The following is a 25,517-nucleotide window of genomic DNA, read 5'->3' as shown; positions in this document are numbered from 1 at the left end:
TAGCAAAAAAGACTTACTTATTAGTAAGTGGACATGACCCAGTCAAGTAAACAGTCGAAATAATATAAATTAACTTGCTTTGCGAACGGTCTGATTCCGATATTCATTCGGAGTCAGGCCGTTTAGTGTTTCTTGCGGACGACCATTGTTATACCAGTCGATCCCAGCGTCGACTAAGGCGACAAGTTCTTTGAACGTGCCGGCCGGTCGTAGATCAAACCATTCATCTTTGATATGACTCCAAAAGGTTTCCATGGCGCCATTATCAATAGGTTTACCACCACGAGACATACTGTGTGTGATGTGATGTTGACGTAATTCTAAGTCATAGATTCGAGCTGTATACGCAGAACCACGGTCAGTATGTAACAGTGGTTCTGCGTCTGGGCAAGTTTCTAAGGCCCGGTGTAATGTGATAGTCACAGCCGCCGCTGTTTCTGTGTCACTAAGATTATAGGCAATGATTGAATGGTCATAGAGGTCTTTAATGGCACTTAGTTTCACTTTGTTAAGGGTATCTATGCCGTACTGTAATTCAGTGCAGTCGGTAACCCATCGTTGGTTTGGTTCGTTAGCGGAAAACTTACGGTCAAGGATGTTTGCGGTAATGACTTCAGCTTTCTGGGACTTACGGTCAACCTTCGCTTTACGAATTGAAGCGGTCATGCCGTGAGCATCCATCAAGCGATACACACGCTTGCGATTAACGTGAAACTCAGTTTCACGGTTAATCAGCCGTGTCATTCGTTGTGAGCCATAGATGCCATAGTCACGAGCTTCACGTTCTTCAATGAACTGCCAAATGACTTCATTATCAAGCTCACGTTGATTAGGCTTTCGGTGTGTCCATTTGTAATAGGCGGCGCGCTTGATACCTGTAAGGGCACAAAGCTGTTCGATGACATAAGGTTTGTGCGTTCGTGGATTAGTTTGTTCAGACAATTCCTGAATCGCCTGATAACGTTCGATTCGGGTTACTGGGTGTAACCAATCTATTGATTCCTCCTTTGAATCTCCCGTAATTTTTTTGCCAAATCTTCACGTGTTTCTAAGAAGTCATTGCGCTCTTCCAGCTCTTTGATGCGCAACTCTAAACGCTCTTTTTCGCTTAGCTCCTCAGGTTCACGATTTAGTCGCTTTCCACGACGATCCTGAAGCGCATTAATCCCATCCTTCTCGTATTTACGTACCCATGTGTAAACCTGTTGATAGGACACGTTAAAATGATTGGCAGTTGTGTGATAATCCTTCTCATGAGCGAGGGCATATTGTGCGATTTCAATACGTTCTTGATAGCTGGTGGTTCGACCTTGTTTCATATGGGTTGTTTGTCCTTTACTAGTGGCTTTGATTTCCTTGCCATTAGTATACTGATTTACCCACCTTCGTAAAACAGAAGTAGAACTAATCTGATACTTTTTAACGATATCTAGTTGAGACAGTCCATTGACTAAGCGATCATGAACTGCGGCATTCTTTGTATCTTGCGAATACCGTTTCCATTCATGACTTGGTTCAAGCGCTTTAAAATCTTCTAATTGTTCAAGGTCAAGCCACTTTTTAAGTGTTACAAATGCGATTCCAAAGTCCTTGGTGAATGCCCTCATGCTTTTGCCTGAGTGTTTGAACTGATAAAGAGTGTCTAGCTTTTGTTCAAGACTATACGAACGTCCTTGTTTTTCCATACAAAAATCCCCTTAGAAATAGATAGACGATTTATTATTTCGTCTGTCTACTCTAAGGGGACAATAACAAAGCCTTTTTTTTTCGTGGTGTCCCACTAACTGCAATGCTTCTATTAGAAAATCAGATAAAACAAATAGTAGAGTGATTTGAACCTGATATAAATATGAAAGGGTCAGTTCCACCAAAGAGATTATAGAAACGCAGCTAATATAATTACTTAGTTTAATTCAGAAATCTCATAGATCATTTTTATTCAATTTAGACGTGGAAAATTGAATTCCACTTATTTTTTCACCAAACCAAGTTCAATCAGTCGATTGGCAGCATCAATGACCGTTTGTTGCGACTTATGTTGCTGCCATCCGAGGTCATTTTCTGCAGCGACCGCAGTATGGTGGTAACGACGATTAAGCATTGGAACCAGTGATCGCAAACTAGGGATAAATTTGGCCAGCAGTCGTGTGGCCCAGTTTGGCAAAGCGCGGACGTGTAGATGAAGTGAGGGGAATGCGGATTGATAAATTTTGCCCACCTCCAACATGGTTAGCGTTTGTGAGGAGCCAATATAACGTTTGCCAATTGCCTGTGGCTTTTCAAACGCCAAACGATGCAGGCGCGCCAAGTCGCGAACGTCGCTGATTTCCAATGGCACTTTTGGCAGAGCTGGTTGACCCTTCAGCAATTGTAAAAGGATCTCGTTAGAGCTTAGATTGCTGGTAATAACTGGACCAAAAATTGCGCCCGGTAAGATTGTTGTGAGTTCGATATTATGGTCTTGAGCAAATGTCCAAGCCGCTTGTTCAGCCTTCACTTTTGAAATTCGATAAGGATCCAGCTCAGGATTATTCAGATCCGTCCAGAAGCTTTCATCAAAGGTACCAGTGGCAGTGCTGAGTGGGGTTGCAGCGGCTTGTGAACTTGTCATGACCACCCGAGTGATACCTGCGTTTTCTGCTGCTTGTAAAACGTTCAGGACGCCGCCCTTAGCAACACTGACTAGTTCTTCTGTTGATTCCGTGCCGTTTCCTAAGGGAGATGCGACGTGAATGACACCGTCAGCGTTTTCCATTCCCGTTTTCCAACCGTCTATACTTGTTAAATCTGCCTTAAAGAAGGATAAATTAGCGAGATCTTCCGCTGGTACGTAGTGGCTCATTGACTCACGGATACTATCCGCTTTTATTAGTGAGCGTAGGCTAGCACTAACCGCATAGTGATGGTTCAACAGTTCAACAATGACCCAAGTTGCTACAAAACCGGATCCACCTGATACAACAATTTTTTTCATTCAAAAACACCTCGTTATTTATTTTAGACAAATAATACGTCATGTTGTCTAAAATGTAAACGAGTGTTATTATTTTTGTTGAGGTAAGGAATAATGATTAATAAAAGGGACTTAACGATTAAATTGAATCATGTCATCCTAATTGATGGTTTTCAAAGAATGTCAATGGGCAAACTAGCATCAGCAATCGATGTTAGTCGTGCAACACTGTATTCGTATTTTGAAAATAAAGAAGAAATTGTTCAAGCTGTTGTGGCGCGCTACCTTCAGTTTATTTCTGATCGCTCAATACCTAACACATTCACGCCAGACTCATTTGCGACTGTTTGGTTGAACTCATTATTACTAATGGGATCAACGACAGATCGATTTAATAATGACTTACAGCATGGTTATCCTGACCTGGCGTATCAGTTAAGAGCCGCTGAGCACGATTATTTTCAGAGGTTGTTAATCTACGTTGAACAGGCGCAGCAAGAAGACTTTATTGAACCAACTTACGATCCAAATTTTGCCCTTTTTCAAGCAAATTCTTTAACGCAGTCAATCATTCAGCAGGTAAGAAGTAAGGCGATCACGTTGGATCTGGCAGAACTCTACTTAAAGGATGGCATTAATTTTAGCTTTGCAGGGCTACTGACTTCGACGGCAAAAGAGCATTTCAATATTCAGACTATTAAACCATTTGAAGCAGTAATTCTGTCGGAATTCCGAAAAACTTATTCACTGATTGAACTCGAACAGTAAATGGATAAGCGCCTCAAAAAACGTTCGATACAGTTTCAGCAACTCACCACATTGTCGTCTGTTACAACGGACTTAAACAGTGATGAGATATATAATCGACAGATTTAGCATGATGAAATTAAAAGGAGGAATTTGATGGTAATTGGACCATTGTCTGAATGGGTAAGCGCGTTTGCAGAAATTTTAGCTGTTTGTGTGGCACTTTTTCTGCCTTATTACACGGCTCACAGAGCCTCAAAAGCACGTCAAAAAAAGTTTGCGGCTAGTATTGTTCATTTGACTGAAGTGGCTGAAACGGGTGATGAAACGGCAAGAAAAGAATTATCTGGCTTTTTGAATGTCGGCTTTCTAATCAGCAACAATAGTAAAGAACAAGAATTGATCACCACAGGGATGGAAATCTTGCGTTTGTTGGACAGTCCCATTACACAGGCAGATAAAGAGGAAATCAACCGATTACTGGCAAGCATAAAAAAATTTGCATAAACGATGCTTCCGTCAGTCTAAAGTATTGGTATATTAAAAATATGGTCAACAATGAACAAACATTTCATTGTTGACCATATTTTTCTATTTGCATTGGATTTGCTTTTTGTCGAACATACTTTATTAATAATTTAGAATGAACGTCACAACAGTAGTTTATCGACTATTTTTCATAATAAGCGGATTGAAGTGCTCAAGAACCTTTTTTGACAGCGGGTTAAAGTGACTTGTCTTTCGACAAACAAGTAGTTGCCACGATAAATCAGAAATTGTAATTGCAGTTAGACCACTTGTTCGATAACCCGTTAGCACTGGGTTAGGCAAAATTGTTGCAACCGGAGTATGTTGGGCGGCGTTTAAAAGGGTTTCCTCGTTCTCTGTTTCCATGATAATTTGCGGATGATAGCCTTGTTTAAATAGCCACTGGTCAATCTGATTTCTAAAGGTAAATTTTTGATTCAGCAGTACCAACGGAATTTCATTTAAATCTTCAATTGAAGGCAGAACTGAGAAAAGTTGTGGGTTGTAAACCAGTACGCCTGTATCGTTGATCAAATTGTCTGTCTGTAAACTGCCGTATTGAATTGGGGCAATTAGATACGCCAAATCAATTTTTTCCAAAAGTAATTGCTGTTGCAATGTTTCTCCGCCAGCTTCAACAATTTCAATGTTTAGCTTAGGATTTTGAAGTATAAAGGTTGGTAAGGAATCAGCAAAAAAAGCCGATAAAATGGCTGGCGTCAACCCAAGTTTGACAGTTCCACTACCGGTAGGCGAATGCCGAAGATTTTTCAGCAATGCTTCATACGAAGCTAAAACGCGCTTAGCATCGCGATAAAGTTGTTGGCCTGACAGGGTTAGGCCTACCAGTCGTTTACCATTTCTAGAAAAGAGCAGCTTGTTTTCATTCTCTTCGGCACGAATGATTGATCGGCTCAGCGTGGACTGAGAAACGTGTAGATTATTGGCAGCAATACTGATGTTGCAATTGCAATCAACGATTTCGACGAAATATTTTAACTGTAAGATATCCAAGTTATCCCAACTTTCAAAAGATCAATTGTTCATTACCTTTATTACATAATGGCATATAGAAATAACTAGCATTAATGGAAATGCTCTTATAACAGCAATTGTCAAAAAATGAAAGCCATTTTCAACACTTTTATTTATCCTCAATCCGCATATACTTGCAATTATTCACAGGAAAGAGGGATTTATTTGAAAAAAGTAAGAATTGGCTCTGGTGCTGGTTACGGAGATGACCGGATTGAACCAGCAATTGATTTAATTGATGGTGCAAACTTAGATTATATCGCGTTTGAATGTTTAGCCGAACGAACCATTGCGCTGGCGCAAAATGAGAAAAAACAAAATCCAGAAAGTGGCTACAATCATTTATTAAAGTATCGTTTTGAGAGAATTTTGCCAGCAATAAAGCGACACCCTACCAAAGTCATTACAAACATGGGGGCTGCTAATCCGTTAGCAGCAGCCGAACTGGTTCAAACGATGGCCTTCGATGCAGGTCTCAACCAGTTACGAATTGCAGTCGTGACTGGTGACGATATTTCGACCAGTATGGAGCAATTCATGGATGAAGTAACGATGGAGACTAATCACAGTCTGGCTGACCTGGAAAAACCAATTATCTCAGCTAATGCTTATGTTGGCGCAAAGGGGATCAGTGATGCGCTCGACGACGGAGCAGACATTATCATCACAGGCCGTGTGGCTGACCCCGCGTTGTTTATTGGACCGCTGATTCACGAATTTAAGCAAAGCTATGACAATGAAGATTTTCTGGGGCAAGGAACTTTGTTGGGGCATTTATTAGAATGTGCCGGTCAGGTTATGGGCGGATATTTTGCCGATGACGATCGAAAAAATGTGCCAGACTTGTGGAACTTAGGATTTCCGTATGCTGATTTTAATGGAGATGGCAGCATTGTTATGCATAAATTAGCGACCAGCGGTGGGTTGCTATCGACAGAAACAGTTAAAGAACAGATTATGTACGAAATTCAAGATCCAACGCAGTACTTCACACCAGATGTCGTTGCTGACTTTTCGCAAGTTCAAGTTTGCCAAACTGCCGAGGGGGTGAAAGTTACTGGTGCAACTGGGCATCCTAAAACTGGCCAGTTAAAAGTCAGTGTCGGTTATGAAGACGGTTATATTATTGAAGGCGGGATTAGTTACGGTGGTTCAACCGCGATTAACCGAGCCAAATTGGCGGGAAATGTTGTAAAAAAAAGGATTGAGTATCTGAAAATTCCCGTCGAAGAGTTGCAGATTGATTATGTAGGTGTTGATTCATTATTTCACGGCGTTTTGCAGGATCAGCAATTGCCAAACGAAGTTCGTGTTCATTTTGCGGCTCGAACGAAAACCTTAGCAGCTGCACAAGAAATCAAGCGAGAAATCGAGGCATTGTATACCAACGGACCAGCGGCTGGCGGGGGTGTCAGAACCAACACGCAACAGATTATTGCGATTGCTTCTGTGCTGATTCCAGAATCAGCCGTTCACGTACAACATCAATTTTTGGAGGCTAATTAATGAAACTACTAGATATTGCGCATTCTAGAACTGGCGATAAGGGAAATACTTCAATTATTTCTTTAATTCCATATAACGAGCATGATTTTGCAATGCTTAAACAACACGTTAGCGCCGAAAAAGTGCAAAAATGGTTTCAAAAACTCAGTGATATTCAGGTGACACGTTATGAGTTTCCAGGATTACACGCGTTGAATTTCGTCATTACCAATGCTTTGGGTGGCGGGGTAACACATTCGTTAAATTTGGATCGTCATGGTAAGGCTTTGAGTAGCGCATTATTAGAAATGCCGATCGAAAGGGAGTCTTAAGAATATGAGTATTGATGAAATGATCGATTCAATGACCAAAGGCGTTGAATCTGCTTTACCTAAAGTTTCACATAAACTAATTTCTGACGAAACTGAATTCGTTTCAATGCGTGATGGAGTCAAACTGGCAACGCGCATCATTTTAACGGACCATTCGGAAGATGCTCCAGTTTTGTTCACCAGGGTACCATATCCGGATTATGTCAAAATTATGGTTGCCAGTTGGTCGGCCTTCGTGCGCCGTGGCTATAATCTTGTGATTCAGGAATGCCGAGGACGTGGCAAATCTGAAGGTAAATGGGAGCCATTTGTGAATGAGCGTGAAGATGGTATTGACGCTGTCAACTGGCTCGCCAAGCAAAATTGGCACAATGGTAAAATCGCACTTGTTGGAAATTCGTACAGCAGTTACACGCAGCTAGTCATTGCGGATCAATTACCAGATAACGTTAAAACGATGGTACCCAACATGTACGGATTCGATCGTTATGCTCAGATGTATCAAAATGGACTTTTCCGACCTGATACGTATACAACCTGGGCAGTTGACAACAGCCCGGTTCCTCACAATGAGAAAATGAAACACCCTTATTTTGACGCTATTGCATACCGTCCAGTAGCGAAAATGGATCAACAGTTTTTTGATCAGAAATTAGATTTTTATCAAGACTACATTCATTCGGAAAACCCAGACGATCCTTACTGGCAGCAAACACCCGTCTGGACGGCTCTAAAAGCAATGCCGGAGAAAATTAATATTCCTATTTGTATTGTTGATGGCTGGTTTGATCACCATTTGAATAATGATATTTGGGGCTATGATCGTTTGCGACCAGAAATTAAAGCAAAAAGTAAGGTGATTCTAGGGCCCTGGGATCACCTCAACGCTGAACCGGGCGTCCTCAACTATGCGAATGCCGACGAATACGGTGCTGGTGCTGTTCGTGAAATCTTTGACTGGTTAGAATTTCAGTTAAAGGGAAATAAGCTGGCTGGAGCGGTCAGCGGGGCATTAGTTTATGAACTCGGTGCTCAAAGATGGCGCCGGTTTGATACTTGGCGTCCAAATGCACAAACTGAAACCTTTTATCTTGGCGAAAAAAGTCAATTGCTAGCCCAACCAGACACGAGTGATGAAGTCGCAAGTTATCAGTATGACCCACAACACGCTCGTCAAACAATGGGCGGCAACGGGGTTATGGGGATGTTAATGAATAATCCCGGTCATCATGGCCCACAGTTACAACAAAAGACGGCACAGTCAGATAGCTTGATTTTTACCAGTGAACCCTTAAAAGAAGCCCAAACCTTAGTTGGCAAAGCAATGATTAAATTAAACGTTGCGAGTTCTGCACCGGACACGGCTTTCATGGTTAAACTTGAGGAAGTCTTTTCAGATGGACGGGTTATCAACATTTCTGATTCCGGTAGTACCTTGAGATTGCGCAATCGATTGCAACACGCAGTCGATTATCAACCCGGACAGTTTGTCACTCTCGAAATGCCGTTGTGGGAAGTGTTGTGGCAGATTCAGGCTGGTTCAAGAATTCAACTAGAAATAACATCCTCGAATTGGCCCGCCTATAACATTCATAACAATACGACCATACAATGGTCAGAACAAAAGGATGGTCTCATCGCGACACAAACGGTGAAATTTAATGGCTCTAAGATCATACTGCCGGTATTGATTGAAACCGATAAGTAAATCGCTGAAATTAATTTTTAATCAAATGCCGGCTTCAATAGCGAAAAATTAGTTTTTATGGGAAATTAATCCTAAAAATGAACTTAACCGACTACTTAAAAAGCATAATTATTGTCTGAAAAATTTTGGACAATAACTATGCTTTTTGTTAGCACTGAAACATTGAAAAGGACATTATTCAAGAAATTGAAAATTATGGAGCATACCATAAAAACGTGAATCGCAAATTAGTGGTATAAAATAATTTTAGCGGATAATATGGTTTGTGATGGCATGATTGATAGTCGCAAGGTATCAACAAGTTTTGCTGTTTATTAAGAACTATGACTGTAATCGTGGAGGAATCTAAAACATGAAAAAAATCTTAATTGTTGAAACTAACGTCACGCGTTATCAAGGCACCAAAGATCCAACCGGCCTCTGGTTAGGCGAAGCCGCCGAATTCGTTGATGAAATGAACAAGGCAAAAATTGCTGTTGATTATGTTAGTCCCAAGGGCGGGTTCGTACCTCTTGATCCACGAAGCATGAAGTATACCGATGAATCAATCATGGCTGTTTATGAATCTCCCGATTTTGTGCACCGTGCACTGACAAATACACTTCGCCCAAATGAAGTGAATCCAGATGATTATGTGGCAATTTACTACACCGGTGGTCATGGTGTAATGTGGGATTTCCCGAACAATGATGAGTTGCAGCACTTGGCTTTGGCAATTTATGATCAAGGCGGATACGTCACTTCAGTTTGTCATGGTATTGCCGGATTACTTAATATCAAGGACGATCAGGGGAAATACTTTATTGCCGGAAAGACAGTTACAGGTTTTACTCATGCTGAAGAAATTATTGCTGGCAAACAGTCAGTCGTGCCGTTTCTTAATCAAAAAGTGGCTGAGGAACGTGGCGCTTCATTTTCAAAAAAGCGTGCTTATAGTGAATACGCAGTCAAAGATGGTCGATTGCTAACAGGTCAAAATCCATTTTCCGTGAGAGCGGTGGCTAAATTGTTGCTTAAGGAGATTCAATAACGAAGTTTACTGTCTCAGCGAAAATAATGATCTAATAACTATGTCGTCAAAATTCTGAGAAGTTTATTTAGGCGCAAAGACACCTCATTCCATATTTAGGAATGAGGTGTCTTTGCGCAAGTGTACATCACAGGCTTTATCCTTGCATTAGCTAACTCTCAAATAATTTGTGGCGCCTTTACTAACATATTTTTCATGTGTTTGAGCTATCCAGGTATCAAAAGCCTGCTGAAACTGAACTAATCGTTCTGGATCAGTTTTGGCGATTTGATAGAAGGGTAATTCAGAAAGGTGAAAGTTTTTGCCACGCTCGATAGAAAGAAGCTGTGTTAACCAACGCTGATTACTATTTGGTGATGTCATTTTATTTGCCTCCATGCGTAAGCGATTAAATAAATTATACGAATGTATGTTCGTACAGTCAATATAGAAATTTAAAAACAAATTTTCCAAGGTTTTAGCCTGATATTTTGTAAACATTTGAGCCGATTTTAAAACGATCAAAATTATTGTAAACAAGTTGCTTTAGGCAGGCGGCATTTTGTTTAGTTGAAAAGCACTTACAGAGTTTATTGGTTAGTTAATTTATCAATAAAAAATGAGAAACTGAATTTTGAAAATTAAAACTAATTTCTGTTTATTCGTGGAATTAATTTCACAACGTGCTATAATGACAGCGGTTACAAAATGTAGCAACAGTTTATAAGACGAGGAGTGCTGTATATGGAAACAAAGAACAGCCACGGGTTTGGCTTGATCAAATTTCGTGGAAAAGAATTAGATAATGGATATACCAGTAAGATGCCGGTTGTCCAATTTGTCTTGGTGTCACTGTTATTTCCAATGTGGGGGGCCGCAGCCAGTTTAAATGATATTTTGATCACTCAGTTTAAATCTATTTTTCAATTAAGTAATTTGGCTTCGGCCTACGTTCAAAGTGCGTTTTCATTGGGATATTTTTTGATGGCAATTCCAGCATCATGGTTGATCAAAAAAACTTCATACAAACTGACAATTATTATTGGCTTGTTACTGTATTTGATTGGCTGTGTGCTGTTCTTTCCAGCATCGGCTGCAGCAACTTACGGCTTTTTCTTAGCAGCACTGTTTGTTTTAGCAGCTGGTCTGACAGTTATTGAAACTGCTGCCGATACCGATTCAGCTCTGTTAGGACCAGAAAAGCAGCGAACCTTAAGGTTGAATATTTCACAAACATTTTTACCGTTTGGTTCAATTGCCGGGATTCTGCTTGGGAAGTACCTCATTTTCTCTGGTGGTGAGAATCTTGATGCACAACTCAGCAAGTTATCAGGGAGTGCTCGTGTTCGTTTTGGTGAAGCGGCTTTGCAAAAAACACTTCAGCCATACAAATACATCATTATGGTGATTGCGGTCATGATTATCCTGTTCTTAATTACGCAATTTCCAAGTGGTAAGCCAAAGGCTAAAGCAAACGAAACGAAGCCTAAAGAAAATTTAGGTCAAACAGTAATAGCGTTATTGAAAAATCATAATTTTACTTACGGTATGTTTACATTGTTTATGTATGTTGGCCTGCAAGTTTCAATTTGGTCATTCACAATTCGTTTGGCATTAAATTTGGACCACTCGATCAATGAACGAACGTCATCAAACTATGTCATCGTCAGTTATATTGCTTTCTTTGTTGGCCGAATCGTTGCTGACTATCTGATGAGAAAAATTCCACACTTGAAGGTTTTGCTTTGGTATTCAATTCTCGGCTTTATTGCGATCGGTTACATGATGATTGATAGAAGCTTCAATGGTGTTTATGTTGCCATTCTGGTTTCCGGCTTAATGGGGCCTGGGTATGCAACAATTTATACTGAAACGCTTGGTTTCATCAAAGACCCTCACCAAACTGAAACTGCCGGTGCCATGTTAGTAATGATGGTCGTCGGAGGCGGTGTTTGGCCAGCAATTCAAGGCTGGTTTGCTGACATTACTGGATCAATGACGATTTCATTTGCCGTTCATTTCTTAACTTTTGGCGCAATGATTGTCTATGCTTACCACTACATCAAGCATCCATTTGATGGTTTGGCTAAAGAAACGAAGGCAACAAAATGACAAAATTCAGATTGTATAGAGATAGTTTTAAAGAACAACCACGCGTGCTAATTGAAAACGACGAATTTACCATTTCTAGTTTTAAATATTCATCTGGTGTTGAAGCACTAAAAGTTCGTAATTCACGTGGTTATCTGACATTTTTACCATTTGAAGGACTAATGATCTGGGAAGCTGTGTTTGACGGGCTTGATTTGAAGATGAAAAACACTTTCAAACAACCATATCCAGGTAAGCAAATTACTGATTCATACGGCTCATTTCAATTTCATTCAGGTCTATTGGCTAGTGGTAATCCCGGTCCTGAGGATGATCATTATGCACATGGTGAATTTCCACTTACGCCGATGGATTCATCTTTTGTCTATGTAGATGAAGATACCGTTACGATCAGTAGTCAGGTTGAATATGTTAAAGGCTTTGGTGATCATTACTTTGCCAACCCATCTGTGACATTAAAGAAAGGGAGCGCCTTGTTTGACATTAAAATGTTCGTTAAGAACCTTTCTGAGTGTCAAGAAATGCCTTTACAGTACCTAACGCATATTAACTATAAATTCGTTAAAGGTGCTAAGATCACTCAAAACATTCCAGACAGAGCCTTTGAATTACGAACTTCGATTCCAGATCACATTCACCCAACTAAAGAATGGTTGGCGTTCACCGATAAAGTTGCAAAATCAGGTGAGTTAATTAATGAACTTGATGATCCTAACCACTTTGACCCTGAAATTGTCTTTTTCGGAGATAAATTGAATGAATTCGTGGATGATGCCGTGTTTGAAATGACAATGGATGAGAAACATACCGTCAAGGTAGCGTTTAACACGAAACAATTTCCAGATGTAACACGTTGGTTAATGGCTAATCCTGACCTTCAGGTTGCTGCATTTGCGCTTCCGGCAACTAGTCGCACGGAGGGTCGGACGGCTGCAAAGAAAAAGGGCACCTTAATTATGCTCAAGCCACAAGAAAGTCGTAGCTTCAAAGTAACCACAGGGTTAGAAGACTAAACTAGTTTAGAAGAGGGTAGATTACCATGTCCAAGTATATATTGGGAATCGATATTGGTACTTCAGGAACCAAAGCAATTTTAATGACCACCAATGGTGAGATTGTTGCGCAAAAGAAAGACAACTACGCATTTATGACGCCACATCCGGGTTGGGCGGAATCTAACGCTGAAGATTGGCTCAATGCCGTCACAGCTGTGATTCGAAAATTATCGTCGCATGTTGATGATGCAGATATTGTCGCTATTGGAATCGATGGGTTGTACGGAGGTTCCGGGATTCCAGTTGATAAAAGTGGTTCAGTGTTAGGCCCTGCCTTGATTTGGATGGACCGGCGAGCAACTGCTGAAACTGACCAAGTTAAGAAACTTGTTAGTGATAAAGAATTGATGGCCGTAACGGCTAATTTGGCTGATCCATATTACGGTTATACAAAACTTATGTGGTTAAAAAAGCACCAGCCTGATCTTTATCAACAAACTGACCAGTTCTTGCCACCTGAATCGTTTGTTATTCGCGAATTGACTGGTCAGACAAGTATTAATTACTCGGCGGCCGGGAACTTAGCCGGAGTATTTGATATTAATACAGACGAATGGTCAACCAAGCTTGCTGATAAATTAGGATTAAACATTTCTAAGTTGCCACAAAAGTTCGTTACGAGTACTGAAGTAGCCGGTAAGGTGACCGAAAAATGGGCTCAGCGGCTTGGAGTTAAAACCGGCACACCGGTATTCAACACCGGAGTCGATGTCGGACCGGCAACCGTCGGAACCGGCGTTGTTAAACCCGGTAAGGTGACGGTTGCCCTAGGAACGTCAATGAACGCTGCTTTGGTTACTGAAAAACCGTTACGAGATAACGGTTTGATTATTTGGCCATACGCTTATAACCCGAAGGGTCTGTACTATAATTTTGCGGGTGCTAACACCGCTGGGGCAATTGTGGCCTGGTTTGTTAAGGAGTTTGAACACGACTTAGATGAAAATGAGGGCCCGAAAAAGCTAGATCTTCAAAGTGCCAACATTCCGGCCGGCAGTAACGGCCTCCTTGTCCTACCGTTTTTCATGGGTGAGCGTAGCCCATTATGGAATTCAACAGTTCGAGGCACCATTTTAGGATTATCGCTTAAGACAACCAAGTATGAGTTGTATAATGCCTTTCAAGAAGCAATTGCGTATTCAGTCCGTCAGAGCATCGAGACTTTTGGTACTGATATTGGCGATGAACTTACCTTAGTTGGCGGGGTCAGCAACTCCAAAAAGATGGTACAAATGATTGCAGACGTTACTGGGAAAACTGTGCTTACAACCAAGTCAGGTGGTGAAGCTAATTTAGGTAGCGCAATCTTAGCGGGTATTGGTATCCATGCGGTTGACCCTAATGATGTTTCAAAGTGGATTAAAATCGATCAGCGAGTTGTGCCAAATATTAAAAAGAATGCATTGTATAATAAGCATTTCAAAATGTATCAGCTGGCGTATAATAACGTTAGGGATTTTTACAGAGACTTCTCAGCTATCAATAAGAAATAACCTTGTTTTTAGGAGGTCATTACAATAAGTACCCTTAACAAACGTAACCAAATGTTACGACTCGCTAGGTTGTATTATGTCGAAGGTATTAGTCAGAATCAGTTGGCTAAACGAGAAGGAATTTCTAAGGCAACAGTATCTAGAATGCTTTCATTAGCACGAGAAAACGGTTTTGTAACGATCACCGTGAATGACGGCCTTCGTGATGCCAACGTGTTGGCTAGTCAGCTACACGAGCTTTACCCAGAGGTTCAGTTCACTGTTGTTCCGACTTTCCAAAATAATCGAAGCACAATCCTTGATAAGGTCGCGCTTTCAACGGCTTATTACTTAGATGATTTGGTTAAAAATGGTGACATCATTGGCTTTGGCAGCAGTGAAGCACTAAAAATGATTGCCAACCATCTGACATCCAAAAATGTGCGTGATGTTGTGGTCTTATCTTTAACGGGAATCATCACAAATTCCGATTGTGAAACATTTGCATATGAAACGGGCGACAAACTGGCTCATGCCTATCAAACAAAGGCTAATTTTCTGCCGCTACCGATCGTCTTTGACAATGTCGCTGCAAAGGAACTCGTTGAAAAAGAAGATCTTATTCGACATCTTGAAAAGCTTGGCCGACTGGCAAACATTGCGCTAATTTCGCTAGACTCGATAGAAGATAGTCCATTCTTAAACCAGATGAATTACTTTAAGGATGAGCAAAAACAAGCACTCATTGAAGCAGCCGTTGGTGATGTGTTAGGTCACTTTATCGATGCCAATGGTGCTGTCGTTGATCCAGATTTAGATGAACGAGTGGTTACCACGTCTCTTAACAACCTTAAGCAGAAGGAACATTCTATTGCAGCGGTGCATAATGTTGAAACTGTTCCAACGCTCAAGGCTGCTTTGAATGCTGGTTATTGCAACCAAGTCTTTATCGACCAATATAGTGCACAAGTTTTATTGGATTCACATGCTTAGTTAAAAAATCACTGCCGTTATGTTGTTTTTAGGGTGGTAAGTTTTCAGTGTTTTACTGAGGACTTACCGCCCAATTTTGATTAGAAATAAATCGTCATTTTTTTGAATTTTACCTCTGAAAGCAACAGATGTATCGAAAGCGTCGAAGAAACTGGTAAAATAAAATCATTGGATGATTTTTATGTGAACTTTACTGAAAAAAGTCAAACTTACATTACGAAAAATAAAAGATTTTGCCCTAATTAACTTAAGATATGTACCAAATTCTAATAAATGAAAATCTGTCAACGGACAATACCCGTTGACAGATCAAAGGAGCGATTTTTATGACTATTCAATGGTATCCCGGTCATATGGCGAAGGCCATTCGCCAATTGCGAGAAAACTTAAAGGTCATCGACATTGTATTTGAACTAGTTGATGCACGAATTCCAGAGTCATCACGGAATCCGGAATTGCGGGCTACAGTGGCCCAAAAGCCAACCCTCTTGATCCTCGAAAAAAGTGATTTGGCTGATCCCAAAGTCACTGGGGAATGGGTGCGATATTATCGTGAACACAATCAGCCCGTTATTGCGATTGATGTGAACGATCGAAAATTAGTGGGCAACCTTGTTAAAGCTGCTCGCGAGGTCTTAAAAACACAGCAGGAACGGTTGGAAGCAAAGGGGATTCAAAAACCCGTTATTCGCGCTGTAATGGCCGGCATCCCCAACGTCGGCAAATCGACTTTGTTGAATCGATTGGTTAATAAAAAAGTTGCCATCACTGGTGATCGGCCCGGCGTAACTAAGAAGCAACAGTGGCTGAAGGCTAACGAAGAACTTCAACTGTTGGATACACCTGGTGTCCTGTGGCCCAAGTTTGAAGATCCTCTGGTTGGTAAAAAGCTCGCTTTGACGGGCGCAATCAAGGATTCTTTGTTTGCTAAGGACGATGTGGCACTATATGCGATCAAATTCATGCGTGAACACAATCAAACTGATCGATTAGCTGAACGGTATCATTTAACTAGTGATGAACTGACGCTTAGTGACGTTGATCTATTATTGGCTATTACTAAACGACTGGGCTTTAAAGATGATTATGACCGGGCGAGTGAACGTTTGATTTTTGACTTGCGCAAAGGTAAGTTGGGTCGGTTTACGTTTGACACTACCGATGAATTATCTGAAGAATCGGATGATAGCGTGTCCGAGGCAGATCATGAGTGAAGCCAAGCCGAAAAAGCCATCAATTGCGATGCTACGCGAACAACTGGCTCATGTTCAGCAAGCTGATGATCCGTTGTTAGCAACGTTAGCGGCCGATCCCCGAAAAGGTGTTGCGTTGCTGTTGCTGCAGACAAATCGGCGATTAACGGCACAAGCTAAGGCCGAAGCCGCTTTTGAACAACGTTTGCAACTGGAACGGGCTTGCTGGGCAAAGGGACAGTCACTAGTTGCTGGCATTGATGAGGTCGGGCGTGGACCCCTTGCTGGTCCAGTTGTGACATGTGCAATTGAATTGCCACACGATTTTCATTTGCTGGGCGTTAATGACTCCAAACAGTTAACTGCGCATGAGCGGGAAACGCTGTATCCGCAGATTTTATCCGCTTGTGTTGGGGTCGGCATTGGAATTGCTTCGCCAAAGCAAATTGATCACTTGAATATTTACCAGGCAACGAGGGTGGCTATGCGTGATGCTGTGCTAGCGTTACCGCAACAGCCAGATGCGTTACTGATTGATGCGATGCAAATTGACGTACCCATGCCACAACAGAAACTTATCAAAGGGGATGCGCGTTCCGTCAGTATCGGTGCGGCCAGCATTGTTGCTAAAGTTTACCGTGATCATTTGATGTCGATGTACGATCGCGTTTATCCAGGGTATAATTTTTCACAAAATGACGGTTATGGGACTGCGGCACATTTAGCTGCTCTTGATAAACTTGGCGTGACACCAATTCATCGGCGTTCGTTTAGTCCGGTGACTAAAAGGTTGCAGCAGGGTTAGCCTTCAATCAGTCTTGATATAACAATAATTAATAACTGCCGATTCTTTTAAAAAGAACCGGTTTTTTTATTTTGCGGCAAACATCGCTGGGTCGAAATTCGTATGTTAAGTCATCAGGATAAAGTCATTAGGAATTGTTCATGTGCTTGTCTTGATCACAAGATACTGACGGAGGCTACACATGGAGAGATTGCTACTAACAATTAACCGGGATGCACTCATTCGACTTCAGTTTATGCCTGGCGTGGGCTTAGCGGGACGACGTAAGGTTTGGCAATTTCTTCAGGCAGAAGCAAAGGTACCGCTAACGTTAACAAATTTATTGGCTTGCTTAGCATTTCCGGAAACAAAAGCCAACCAGCTGATCAATTGTTGGCGTGATTCACGGTTGTCAGATACAATTGCGCGTAATCAGCAGTTCAGCAAGATAACAACTATTCTCGATGAAGACTATCCTGCATATTTAAAAGAAATATACACGGCGCCGCTCGTATTATTTAGTCGTGGCAATTGGCAACTGACTCATCAGCCAGGACTGGCTGTTGTTGGCGCGCGCCAAGCGACCGCATATTCCTACGCTACTCTTAAACAGTGGTTACCAGCTGTTGTCGCGACAAAGATCCCGATTATTTCTGGATTGGCAGCAGGCGTCGATGCGCTTAGTCACCAACTGGCTGTTCAGCATAATGGTCACACTATCGGAGTCATTGGTACTGGGTTAGACATTGCCTATCCAGCAGCCAATCGTTCTTTACAACAAACCTTGATGCGAACTCAGTTAGTGATCAGCGAATATCCGCTTGGCACCGGGCCAGCGCGACATCGTTTTCCTGAACGCAACCGAATTATTGCTGGCCTATCGCAAAGTGTCTTAGTGACAGAGGCAGCAATCCATTCAGGAAGTTTGATCACAGCTAACATTGGCCTTCAAGAAAACCGAAACGTGCTGGCGATTCCCGGTCGGGTGACAGACCCATTGTCCGCCGGTTGCAACGCATTAATTAGTGCTGGTGCAACTCCCGTTTGCAATGTAGAGACTATTTTAAATGAACTGCAGTTTCAGAGCTAACTGCTCAAATCATCGACTATTATATAGTAGAAAATTCTCGTTTTAGTTGACAGCTTATGTAACTGTGCAGTATGGTGATTTAGATTTGACTGTGCTTATGTGTACGGTTAGACGCTGATGAACAGGACGTTTCATCAGCCGGTAATCAATAATGTTAACAAAGGAGTTGCTTCATGGCGACCTCAAAAACTAAAACAAAAACAAGGGCGAAAACTAAAAAGAACTTGGTGATTGTGGAATCGCCTTCCAAGGCGAAAACAATCGAAAAGTACTTAGGCCGCAACTACAAAGTTGTTGCAAGTAAAGGCCATATTCGGGACTTGCCTAAGTCACAAATGGGTGTCGACGTCGACCACGATTATGAACCGCATTACATTTCTATTCGTGGTAAAGGCGACACCATTAAAGAACTCAAAAAAGATGCTAAAAACGCTAAACGAGTTTACCTAGCGTCTGACCCGGATCGTGAAGGGGAAGCCATCGCATGGCACTTATCCCACTTATTAAATTTAGATCCTGAAGAAAAGAATCGTGTCGTTTTTAACGAAATTACTAAGGACACTGTTAAAAACGCATTCAAACAACCGCGCGATATTGACATGGACTTAGTCGATGCGCAACAAGCGCGGCGAGTGTTGGATCGTTTGGTAGGTTACTCAATTTCGCCAATTCTATGGAAAAAGGTGAAAAAGGGGCTGTCCGCAGGTCGTGTTCAGAGTGTTGCGCTTGCGCTGATCATCAAGCGTGAGGAAGAAATCAAGGCCTTCCAGCCAGTAGAATACTGGTCCATTGACTCTGAATTCCAAAAAGGTCGGCAGAAGTTTGCTGCCAGCTTTTATGGGATTCACGGCAAAAAAGCCGGCTTGAAAGATAACGATGCCGTTCAAGAGATCCTAAAGCAGATTGACCAAAAAGCCAATTTTAATATCACTGATGTTGTGCGTAAGGAACGTCGGCGTATGCCACAACCGCCATTTACGACATCAACCATGCAACAAGTGGCCAACCGTCAATTGAATTACCGGACTCGGAAAACGATGATGGCGGCTCAACAGCTGTATGAAGGAATTAATATTGGTAAGGGCGGCAGTGTTGGTCTGATTACCTATATGCGGACCGATTCAACACGAATTGCGCACATTGCAAAGCAAGAAGCTTCAAAGTATATTCATGAAGAATATGGTGCAGAATATGCAGCCGTTAAGCCGGTTAAAGGTAAATTGCCAGAAGGGGCACAGGATGCCCATGAAGCTGTTCGGCCAACCAGTGTTTACCGGACACCAGCTGAGATGAAGCAGTATCTGACTAACGATCAATTTCGTTTATACCAATTGATCTGGAATCGTTTCGTTGCGTCACAAATGACCGCCGAAGTCTCCGATACCATGACGGTGACGATTGATCAAAACGATGTTCAGTTCCGTGCCAATGGTTCTAAGACGAAATTTGCTGGTTTTACCAAAGTCTACAAAGGTGCTGCTGAAAAGGATAATGTTTTGCCAGACTTAAACGTAGATGACACGGTTAAGATGGTTAAGAACGATCCACAACAACATTTCACCCAGCCACCGGCACGTTACTCAGAAGCCAATTTAATTCACGCATTGGAAGAAAACGGTGTTGGTCGGCCATCCACGTATGCGCCAACGCTGGACACGATTCAACGACGGAACTACGTCAAGCTTGAATCCCGGCGTTTTGTACCTACTGAACTTGGTGAAATCGTCAATGGTGTTATCGTCGATTTCTTCCCTGATATTGAAAACATCGAGTTTACTGCTGGTCTAGAAGAAAAGCTTGACGGCATTGAAAAGGGCTCAGAAGAATGGGTAAAAGTGGTCGATGAGTTCTTCAAGCCATTCTCGACTGAAGTAAAAAAGGCCGAAGATAACATGGAGAAAATCAAGATTAAGGATGAAGCAGCCGGCTTCGACTGTGACATCTGTGGTGCCCCAATGGTCATTAAAATGGGCCGTTACGGTAAGTTCTACGCTTGTTCACGTTTCCCAGATTGTCGTAACACCAAGGCTATTGTTAAGGAAATTGGTGTCATTTGTCCTAAGTGTCATAAGGGTCAAATCATCGAACGTAAATCTAAGCGAAACCGAGTTTTCTATGGTTGTTCACGTTTCCCAGACTGTGACTTTGTGTCATGGGATAAGCCAATTGGCCGTGATTGTCCTAAAGATGGTCACTTCTTGGTCGAAAAGAAGGTCAAAGGTGGCAAACAGGTCGTTTGTCCAAATGGCGATTACGAAGAAGACGTTCAAAAATAGCGGTTTATAGACTTGATCGTCATTAAGTTACATTTGCGCATTCTTGATCTTGTGGTTTCTGCTACGAGATTAGGGGTGCGCTTTTACTTACAGACGGTGTAGAATACACACATGCGGTTACACACCGCTTGATAAAGATTTAAACATTCACTTAACGAATAGAAATGAGGCATCAGCATGGCATCGACACCCACTGTAAACGTAATTGGCGCTGGTCTGGCAGGTAGTGAGGCAGCTTATCACATCGCCAAGGCCGGTGTGAACGTCAAACTTTTCGAAATGCGACCAACAAAGTTAACCCCGGCTCATGAAACCGGTAATTTTGCGGAACTGGTTTGTACAAACTCTCTGCGGGCTAATCAGATTAGCAACGCGGCTGGTCTACTCAAGGCTGAAATGAGACATTTGGACAGTATCGTTATCCGCTCAGCAGATGCTAATGCAGTGCCTGCTGGCGGCGCACTGGCGGTTGACCGGACACCGTTTGCTGAACAAATCACCAACGAGCTGAAACAAATGCCTAATGTTGAAGTCGTGAGTGAGGAAGTCACTGCCATTCCTGACGGCATCACCGTTATGGCAACTGGTCCGTTGACGGCCGGCCCTTTGGCTGAGGCCATTAAGTCCTTTACGGCAGAAGACGACCTGCATTTCTTCGATGCAGCTGCACCAATTCTAAACAAAGATTCACTGGACATGGATAAGGTGTATTTAAAGTCACGTTATGATAAGGGGGAAGCTTCTTATCTCAATGCTCCAATGAACGAGGAAGAGTACAATGCTTTTTACGACGCCTTGATTCACGCCGAGACCGCCGATGTACATGATTTCGAAGACAGCGATGTATTTGAAGGTTGTATGCCTGTTGAGGTTATGGCCAAGCGTGGTCGGCAAACGTTATTATATGGCCCGTTGAAACCAGTTGGCTTAGATGATCCTAAAACTGGCAAGCGCCCGTTTGCGGTTGTACAGCTGCGCCAGGATAATGCAGCCGGTGACTTGTACAACATCGTTGGCTTCCAAACGCATTTGAAGTGGGGTGAGCAAAAGCGGGTGTTCCGCATGATTCCCGGTCTAGAAAAGGCCACATTCGTGCGTTACGGCGTTATGCACCGTAATTCGTTCCTGAAATCACCTAAACTATTACAGGCAACGTATCAAACCAAGTCTCGGCCAACGCTGTTGTTTGCCGGTCAAATGACGGGTGTTGAAGGGTATATTGAAAGTGCCGCATCTGGTATTCTGGCTGGTATTAACGCTGCCAAACTTGCTTTGGGACAAGACACCGTGACCTTTCCGAAAACGACGATGGTCGGGTCAATGGCAAACTACATTACTACTGCGGATGCAGAACATTTTCAGCCAATGAATGCCAACTTTGGGATTGTGCCAGGGTTAGACCACCGCATTCGTGACAAACGTGAACGGAATACTGCAGTAGCTCACCGTGCGTTAACTGATCTTGACGAATTTTTACCCACTGTCGGTATTGAACCAGTTGCTGTGGCTGCTGAACAACCGACCCCTGAAGCCTAGTTATCGGTAGCAGTCTAAATGGGTTCCACTTGTCATATTTGTGGCGAAGATAGTCAGAGCCTTTTCTCTGGCAGTTAATAGTGATAAACAGTATTGCTGTAAATACAACGTTTTAATTCGTAAAAACTAAATGGCAAGTCGATGTTTCTGTTCGTTTGTAAACGCTTGTCAAGCCCTCGTTATTTTGCTAATGTTAGCGGTAACGAGGGCTTTTATTTATGGCAGAAAAAGATATCACATCCGACCAAAGTCAACTAGAAACCGATTGGGTTCAACTATTTTTGACGTATCTGCAGGTTGAACGGCGTTATTCAGTTAATACAGTGACAGCGTACCAAGAAGACTTACAAGAATTCATTCAATTCATGAAGAATAACGGTGGGTTAAAATCATTTACCACAATTGATCATTTAGATATTCGGGTGTACCTGAGTTACTTGTATGATGCACATTATTCGAGAACTAGCACAGCGCGAAAAATTTCATCACTACGTTCTTTTTACGGCTTTTTAGTTAAAAATGATTTGGTTAAAGATAACCCGTTTGTGTACGTTAATTTAAAAAGACACCCGTCAACATTACCACGATTTTTCTACGACAAGGAGATCGACGAGTTGTTGAAGACGGCTAGTGGGGATGGCAGCAAGCCGCTACAATTCCGTGACCGGGCTCTAATTGAGATGTTGTATGCGACGGGAATGCGGGTTTCTGAATGTGCTGGACTGCGCTATCAGGATCTTGATTTCTCAACCCACATGATCTTAGTACATGGTAAAGGTGACAAAGAACGGTACGTCCCGTTTGGCCGCTACGCAAGTGATGCACTTGATGCGTACGAGCAGCAGTGCCGTACACTATTAATGACTAAATATCATCAACAACATGACTACGTCTTTATTAATCGATATGGTCATCCACTGACCAGTGCAGGGATTGAATACGCGCTGAAGCAGGTGATGAAACAAAGTTCACTGACTGGCGATATTCATCCGCATATGCTGCGACATTCGTTTGCCACACAGATGTTAAACGGTGGGGCTGACTTGCGCACTGTGCAGGAATTACTCGGTCACAGCAGCTTGTCCACGACCCAGATATACACGCATGTAACCAAAGAAAATTTACAAGCCAGCTATCGCAATTATTTTCCACGCGCTGTTGATCATGGCCGTGGCGGTCCAGATGAGCCAGAAAGTTAGCTTGGGTGACACAAGTATCAGAGATGTTTAAATCTGGTTTTAATCTAGGAGGAAAAAATGATTAAGTTGTCGAATGAAGAATTAACGGTTGCCATCAATGAGCATGGCGCGGAGTTAACCAGCGTCAAAGATGTACAAACGCACGTAGAATACATGTGGCAGGCAGATAAAAAGTTTTGGGGACGTCATGCGCCGGTTTTATTTCCCATTGTTGGTCGGCTACACGATGATCAGTATCGGTATCAGGACAAAACTTATTCAATGACCCAGCATGGCTTTGCTCGTGATCAAGATTTTTTGGTGACGGCACAAACTGCGACTAGCGTTACTTTTACTTTAAAGGATAACGATGCCAGTCGCATCAAATACCCGTTTGCCTTCCAATTAGACATTATGTTTAGTTTATTAGGGCGCCAGCTAAGCGTGGAATATCGCGTTGCCAACCCGAGCGATGAGCCAATCTACTTTTCCATCGGTGGTCACCCTGGTTTCAATGTGCCACTCGGTGATAGTCAAGGGACGTTCAATGACTATACTGTGGCCGCTACTCCGGCTCAAACTTATTCATCATTGAAACTTGATGGTCCGTTTAGCGATGTTGACCATCCAACAACCTTGAACTTTGAGCGACCAATGAAACTTAACCATGATTTGTTTGAACACGATGCTAAGATTCTTCAACTAAGCCAACAACCAGCGACGTTAACACTAACATCAGGGTTGAACGAGCATGGCATTGCCGTCACCCTTCAAAACGCTGATTACGTGGGCGTTTGGTCACCATATCCGGCTAAGGCGCCGTTCGTTTGTATCGAACCTTGGTGGGGGATTGCTGACGCAGTGAATGCGGATGGTGACCTGACGAAAAAATTTGGCATTCATGAGTTGTATCCGCAAGCGATGTTTAACGCGGACTATAGTATTGAGTACTTCTAGGGTTCTTTAATATCCGCAACAAATTTTAACTAAATTATGGGCGCAATAAAACAGCGTTTACTAACATTTTGATGTGTTAGCAAACGCTGTTTCTAGTCGTTTAACAAGATTGCGGTAAAAGATCATTTGGCCTCAGTCGAAGGCGCATCAGCAGTAGACGTGTTGTTAACTGACTGTGCTTCTTCACTGGTCACTTTGGCTGTGGCTTTTGGCGTTTTAGAAGCTGTGGAAGCCTCGTCTTTAACACTTTCCGGATTCATGTCAGCTTTGTCATTTTCAATGACGACGGTTTTCGAATCATCGGTGTCATCCTTAGGCTTGATTGGATGGGATAGTCGGTATCGTCGATACAACCCAAACGGCACCATGTTTTCGGTACCAGCCTTGATACGATCCAAATTAGCGCGGTGCCGGTAAATGATAAATAGAGTCAGTACAAATGCGACCGTGGTCAGGACGCCATCTTGATATAGCAATGACAGAAACGTGATGATCGTCAGGGCGGCCATCGAAGCCACTGAAACCATGCTAGTAATGTAAACTAAGCTGCCGAAGATAATGCAGGCCACGATGAAAAATGGAAAATTATAGCCTGCCAGAATGCCGGCACTGGTTGCGACAGCCTTGCCGCCTTTAAATCCGTCAAAGATAGAAAAGGTATTACCGAGAATGGCACCCAGTCCAATCAGTAAACCGTTAATAACGACACCATGAACGATGGGGGCACCAAATACAACTGGTTGTAACGTTGATAAAGCGCCCTTTAGGATATCAATGAGCATGACGACCGTGCCAGCTGTTTTGCCGAGGACGCGGTATGTGTTAGTAGTGCCAATGTTGCCAGAACCAGCTTTGCGAATATCTGTATGGAAGAAGATCTTGCCAATCCATACACCGGTGGGAATTGACCCTAATAAATAGGCCACCAAGAGCATAATCAGTAATTTGAGCATGGGTAACTTCCTTTGTTAAAACTGAATGTGTTCTATTTTATCATGAAGACCATTGACTGCCAATTCAATTCATAAACTGATGCTTGACAGATCTGCAATCTCATGCGAACATACATTCGTA

Annotated in this window: 22 protein-coding genes and 1 pseudogene; 17 read left to right on the top strand and 6 right to left on the bottom strand. The window is 42.4% G+C overall.

Annotated features, from left to right (window positions below):
- Positions 1-69: 69 nt before the first annotated feature.
- From LROSL1_RS06890 to LROSL1_RS06880, 3 genes are all read right to left on the bottom strand, one after another.
- Positions 70-942 carry an IS3 family transposase gene (locus LROSL1_RS06890; RefSeq protein WP_017260421.1) on the bottom strand — a complete coding sequence of 291 codons (873 nt, stop codon included), beginning with the start codon at positions 940-942 and terminating at the stop codon, positions 70-72.
- A 50-nt stretch (positions 943-992) separates the two neighbouring features.
- Positions 993-1,685 carry a helix-turn-helix domain-containing protein gene (locus LROSL1_RS06885; RefSeq protein ID WP_152323476.1) on the bottom strand — a complete coding sequence of 231 codons (693 nt, stop codon included), beginning with the start codon at positions 1,683-1,685 and terminating at the stop codon, positions 993-995.
- A 284-nt stretch (positions 1,686-1,969) separates the two neighbouring features.
- Entirely contained in the window at positions 1,970-2,974 is a 1,005-nt protein-coding gene (locus LROSL1_RS06880) for an NAD-dependent epimerase/dehydratase family protein (protein ID WP_178914159.1), read from the bottom strand.
- A gap of 93 nt (positions 2,975-3,067) precedes the next feature.
- On the opposite strand from LROSL1_RS06880, the gene LROSL1_RS06875 reads away from it, so the two are divergent.
- The gene (locus tag LROSL1_RS06875) at positions 3,068-3,721 is read left to right on the top strand and encodes a TetR/AcrR family transcriptional regulator (RefSeq protein WP_178914158.1); all 654 of its coding nucleotides are present in this window, start codon (positions 3,068-3,070) and stop codon (positions 3,719-3,721) included.
- Between the two features lie 135 nt (positions 3,722-3,856).
- Complete coding sequence (locus LROSL1_RS06870; RefSeq protein ID WP_178914157.1) at positions 3,857-4,207, top strand: hypothetical protein; 351 nt, start codon at positions 3,857-3,859, stop codon at positions 4,205-4,207.
- A gap of 156 nt (positions 4,208-4,363) precedes the next feature.
- Here LROSL1_RS06870 and LROSL1_RS06865 read toward each other — a convergent pair whose 3' ends face one another.
- Positions 4,364-5,242 (bottom strand): LysR family transcriptional regulator, encoded by an 879-nt coding sequence (locus tag LROSL1_RS06865; RefSeq protein ID WP_178914156.1) that lies wholly within the window; start codon positions 5,240-5,242, stop codon positions 4,364-4,366.
- Between the two features lie 186 nt (positions 5,243-5,428).
- Here LROSL1_RS06865 and LROSL1_RS06860 point away from each other — a divergent pair, with 186 nt between their 5' ends.
- The 4 genes from LROSL1_RS06860 to LROSL1_RS06845 all read left to right on the top strand — a co-directional run bounded on the left by LROSL1_RS06860 (position 5,429) and on the right by LROSL1_RS06845 (position 9,818).
- Positions 5,429-6,769, top strand: a complete 1,341-nt coding sequence (locus tag LROSL1_RS06860; protein WP_178914155.1) for an acyclic terpene utilization AtuA family protein — start codon at positions 5,429-5,431, stop codon at positions 6,767-6,769.
- A complete protein-coding gene (locus LROSL1_RS06855; protein WP_178914154.1) occupies positions 6,769-7,080 on the top strand; it encodes an AtuA-related protein in 312 nt (103 codons plus the stop codon). The genes LROSL1_RS06860 and LROSL1_RS06855 overlap by 1 nt, the downstream gene beginning before the upstream one ends.
- Before the next feature lie 4 nt (positions 7,081-7,084).
- Positions 7,085-8,788 (top strand): CocE/NonD family hydrolase, encoded by a 1,704-nt coding sequence (locus tag LROSL1_RS06850; protein ID WP_178914153.1) that lies wholly within the window; start codon positions 7,085-7,087, stop codon positions 8,786-8,788.
- A 352-nt stretch (positions 8,789-9,140) separates the two neighbouring features.
- Positions 9,141-9,818 carry a type 1 glutamine amidotransferase domain-containing protein gene (locus tag LROSL1_RS06845; RefSeq protein WP_178914152.1) on the top strand — a complete coding sequence of 226 codons (678 nt, stop codon included), beginning with the start codon at positions 9,141-9,143 and terminating at the stop codon, positions 9,816-9,818.
- Between the two features lie 147 nt (positions 9,819-9,965).
- On the opposite strand, the gene LROSL1_RS06840 is transcribed toward LROSL1_RS06845, so the two are convergent.
- Positions 9,966-10,181 carry a hypothetical protein gene (locus LROSL1_RS06840; protein WP_017261897.1) on the bottom strand — a complete coding sequence of 72 codons (216 nt, stop codon included), beginning with the start codon at positions 10,179-10,181 and terminating at the stop codon, positions 9,966-9,968.
- A 360-nt stretch (positions 10,182-10,541) separates the two neighbouring features.
- Between LROSL1_RS06840 and LROSL1_RS06835 the strand changes: the two genes are divergently transcribed.
- The 11 genes from LROSL1_RS06835 (at position 10,542) to LROSL1_RS06785 (ending at position 24,443) form a co-directional block, all read left to right on the top strand.
- A complete protein-coding gene (locus LROSL1_RS06835) occupies positions 10,542-11,909 on the top strand; it encodes a sugar MFS transporter (protein ID WP_178914151.1) in 1,368 nt (455 codons plus the stop codon).
- Positions 11,906-12,922: a DUF4432 family protein gene (locus LROSL1_RS06830; RefSeq protein ID WP_178914150.1), complete on the top strand. Its 1,017-nt coding sequence runs from the start codon at positions 11,906-11,908 to the stop codon at positions 12,920-12,922. The genes LROSL1_RS06835 and LROSL1_RS06830 overlap by 4 nt, the downstream gene beginning before the upstream one ends.
- A gap of 26 nt (positions 12,923-12,948) precedes the next feature.
- Complete coding sequence (locus LROSL1_RS06825) at positions 12,949-14,457, top strand: FGGY-family carbohydrate kinase (RefSeq protein WP_178914149.1); 1,509 nt, start codon at positions 12,949-12,951, stop codon at positions 14,455-14,457.
- 69 nt (positions 14,458-14,526) lie between these two features.
- Positions 14,527-15,429 (top strand): sugar-binding transcriptional regulator, encoded by a 903-nt coding sequence (locus LROSL1_RS06820; RefSeq protein WP_178914148.1) that lies wholly within the window; start codon positions 14,527-14,529, stop codon positions 15,427-15,429.
- A 326-nt stretch (positions 15,430-15,755) separates the two neighbouring features.
- Positions 15,756-16,643 (top strand): ribosome biogenesis GTPase YlqF, encoded by an 888-nt coding sequence (gene ylqF, locus LROSL1_RS06815; protein WP_178914147.1) that lies wholly within the window; start codon positions 15,756-15,758, stop codon positions 16,641-16,643.
- Entirely contained in the window at positions 16,636-17,427 is a 792-nt protein-coding gene (locus LROSL1_RS06810) for a ribonuclease HII (protein WP_178914146.1), read from the top strand. Before ylqF ends, LROSL1_RS06810 begins: the two co-directional genes overlap by 8 nt.
- Positions 17,428-17,608: 181 nt before the next feature.
- A complete protein-coding gene (dprA, locus tag LROSL1_RS06805; RefSeq protein ID WP_178914145.1) occupies positions 17,609-18,496 on the top strand; it encodes a DNA-processing protein DprA in 888 nt (295 codons plus the stop codon).
- A gap of 173 nt (positions 18,497-18,669) precedes the next feature.
- Positions 18,670-20,772: a type I DNA topoisomerase gene (gene topA, locus LROSL1_RS06800; protein WP_178914144.1), complete on the top strand. Its 2,103-nt coding sequence runs from the start codon at positions 18,670-18,672 to the stop codon at positions 20,770-20,772.
- Positions 20,773-20,949: 177 nt separating this feature from the next.
- Entirely contained in the window at positions 20,950-22,308 is a 1,359-nt protein-coding gene (trmFO, locus tag LROSL1_RS06795) for a methylenetetrahydrofolate--tRNA-(uracil(54)-C(5))-methyltransferase (FADH(2)-oxidizing) TrmFO (protein WP_017261888.1), read from the top strand.
- Positions 22,309-22,526: 218 nt separating this feature from the next.
- On the top strand, positions 22,527-23,507 hold the full coding sequence (gene xerC / locus LROSL1_RS06790) for a tyrosine recombinase XerC (protein ID WP_178914143.1): 981 nt from the start codon (positions 22,527-22,529) through the stop codon (positions 23,505-23,507).
- Between the two features lie 57 nt (positions 23,508-23,564).
- Entirely contained in the window at positions 23,565-24,443 is an 879-nt protein-coding gene (locus LROSL1_RS06785; RefSeq protein ID WP_178914142.1) for an aldose 1-epimerase family protein, read from the top strand.
- Positions 24,444-24,793: 350 nt separating this feature from the next.
- On the opposite strand, the pseudogene plsY reads toward LROSL1_RS06785, so the two are convergent.
- Positions 24,794-25,396, bottom strand: a pseudogene (gene plsY / locus LROSL1_RS06780) (glycerol-3-phosphate 1-O-acyltransferase PlsY); the annotation flags it as partial.
- Positions 25,397-25,517 lie beyond the last annotated feature (121 nt).

The sequence above is a fragment of the Furfurilactobacillus rossiae genome, from assembly GCF_013394005.1.
GTDB lineage: Bacteria > Bacillota > Bacilli > Lactobacillales > Lactobacillaceae > Furfurilactobacillus > Furfurilactobacillus rossiae.
The sequence above is the reverse complement of the archived record's forward strand: the minus strand, read 5'-3'. Positions and strand labels throughout refer to the sequence as shown.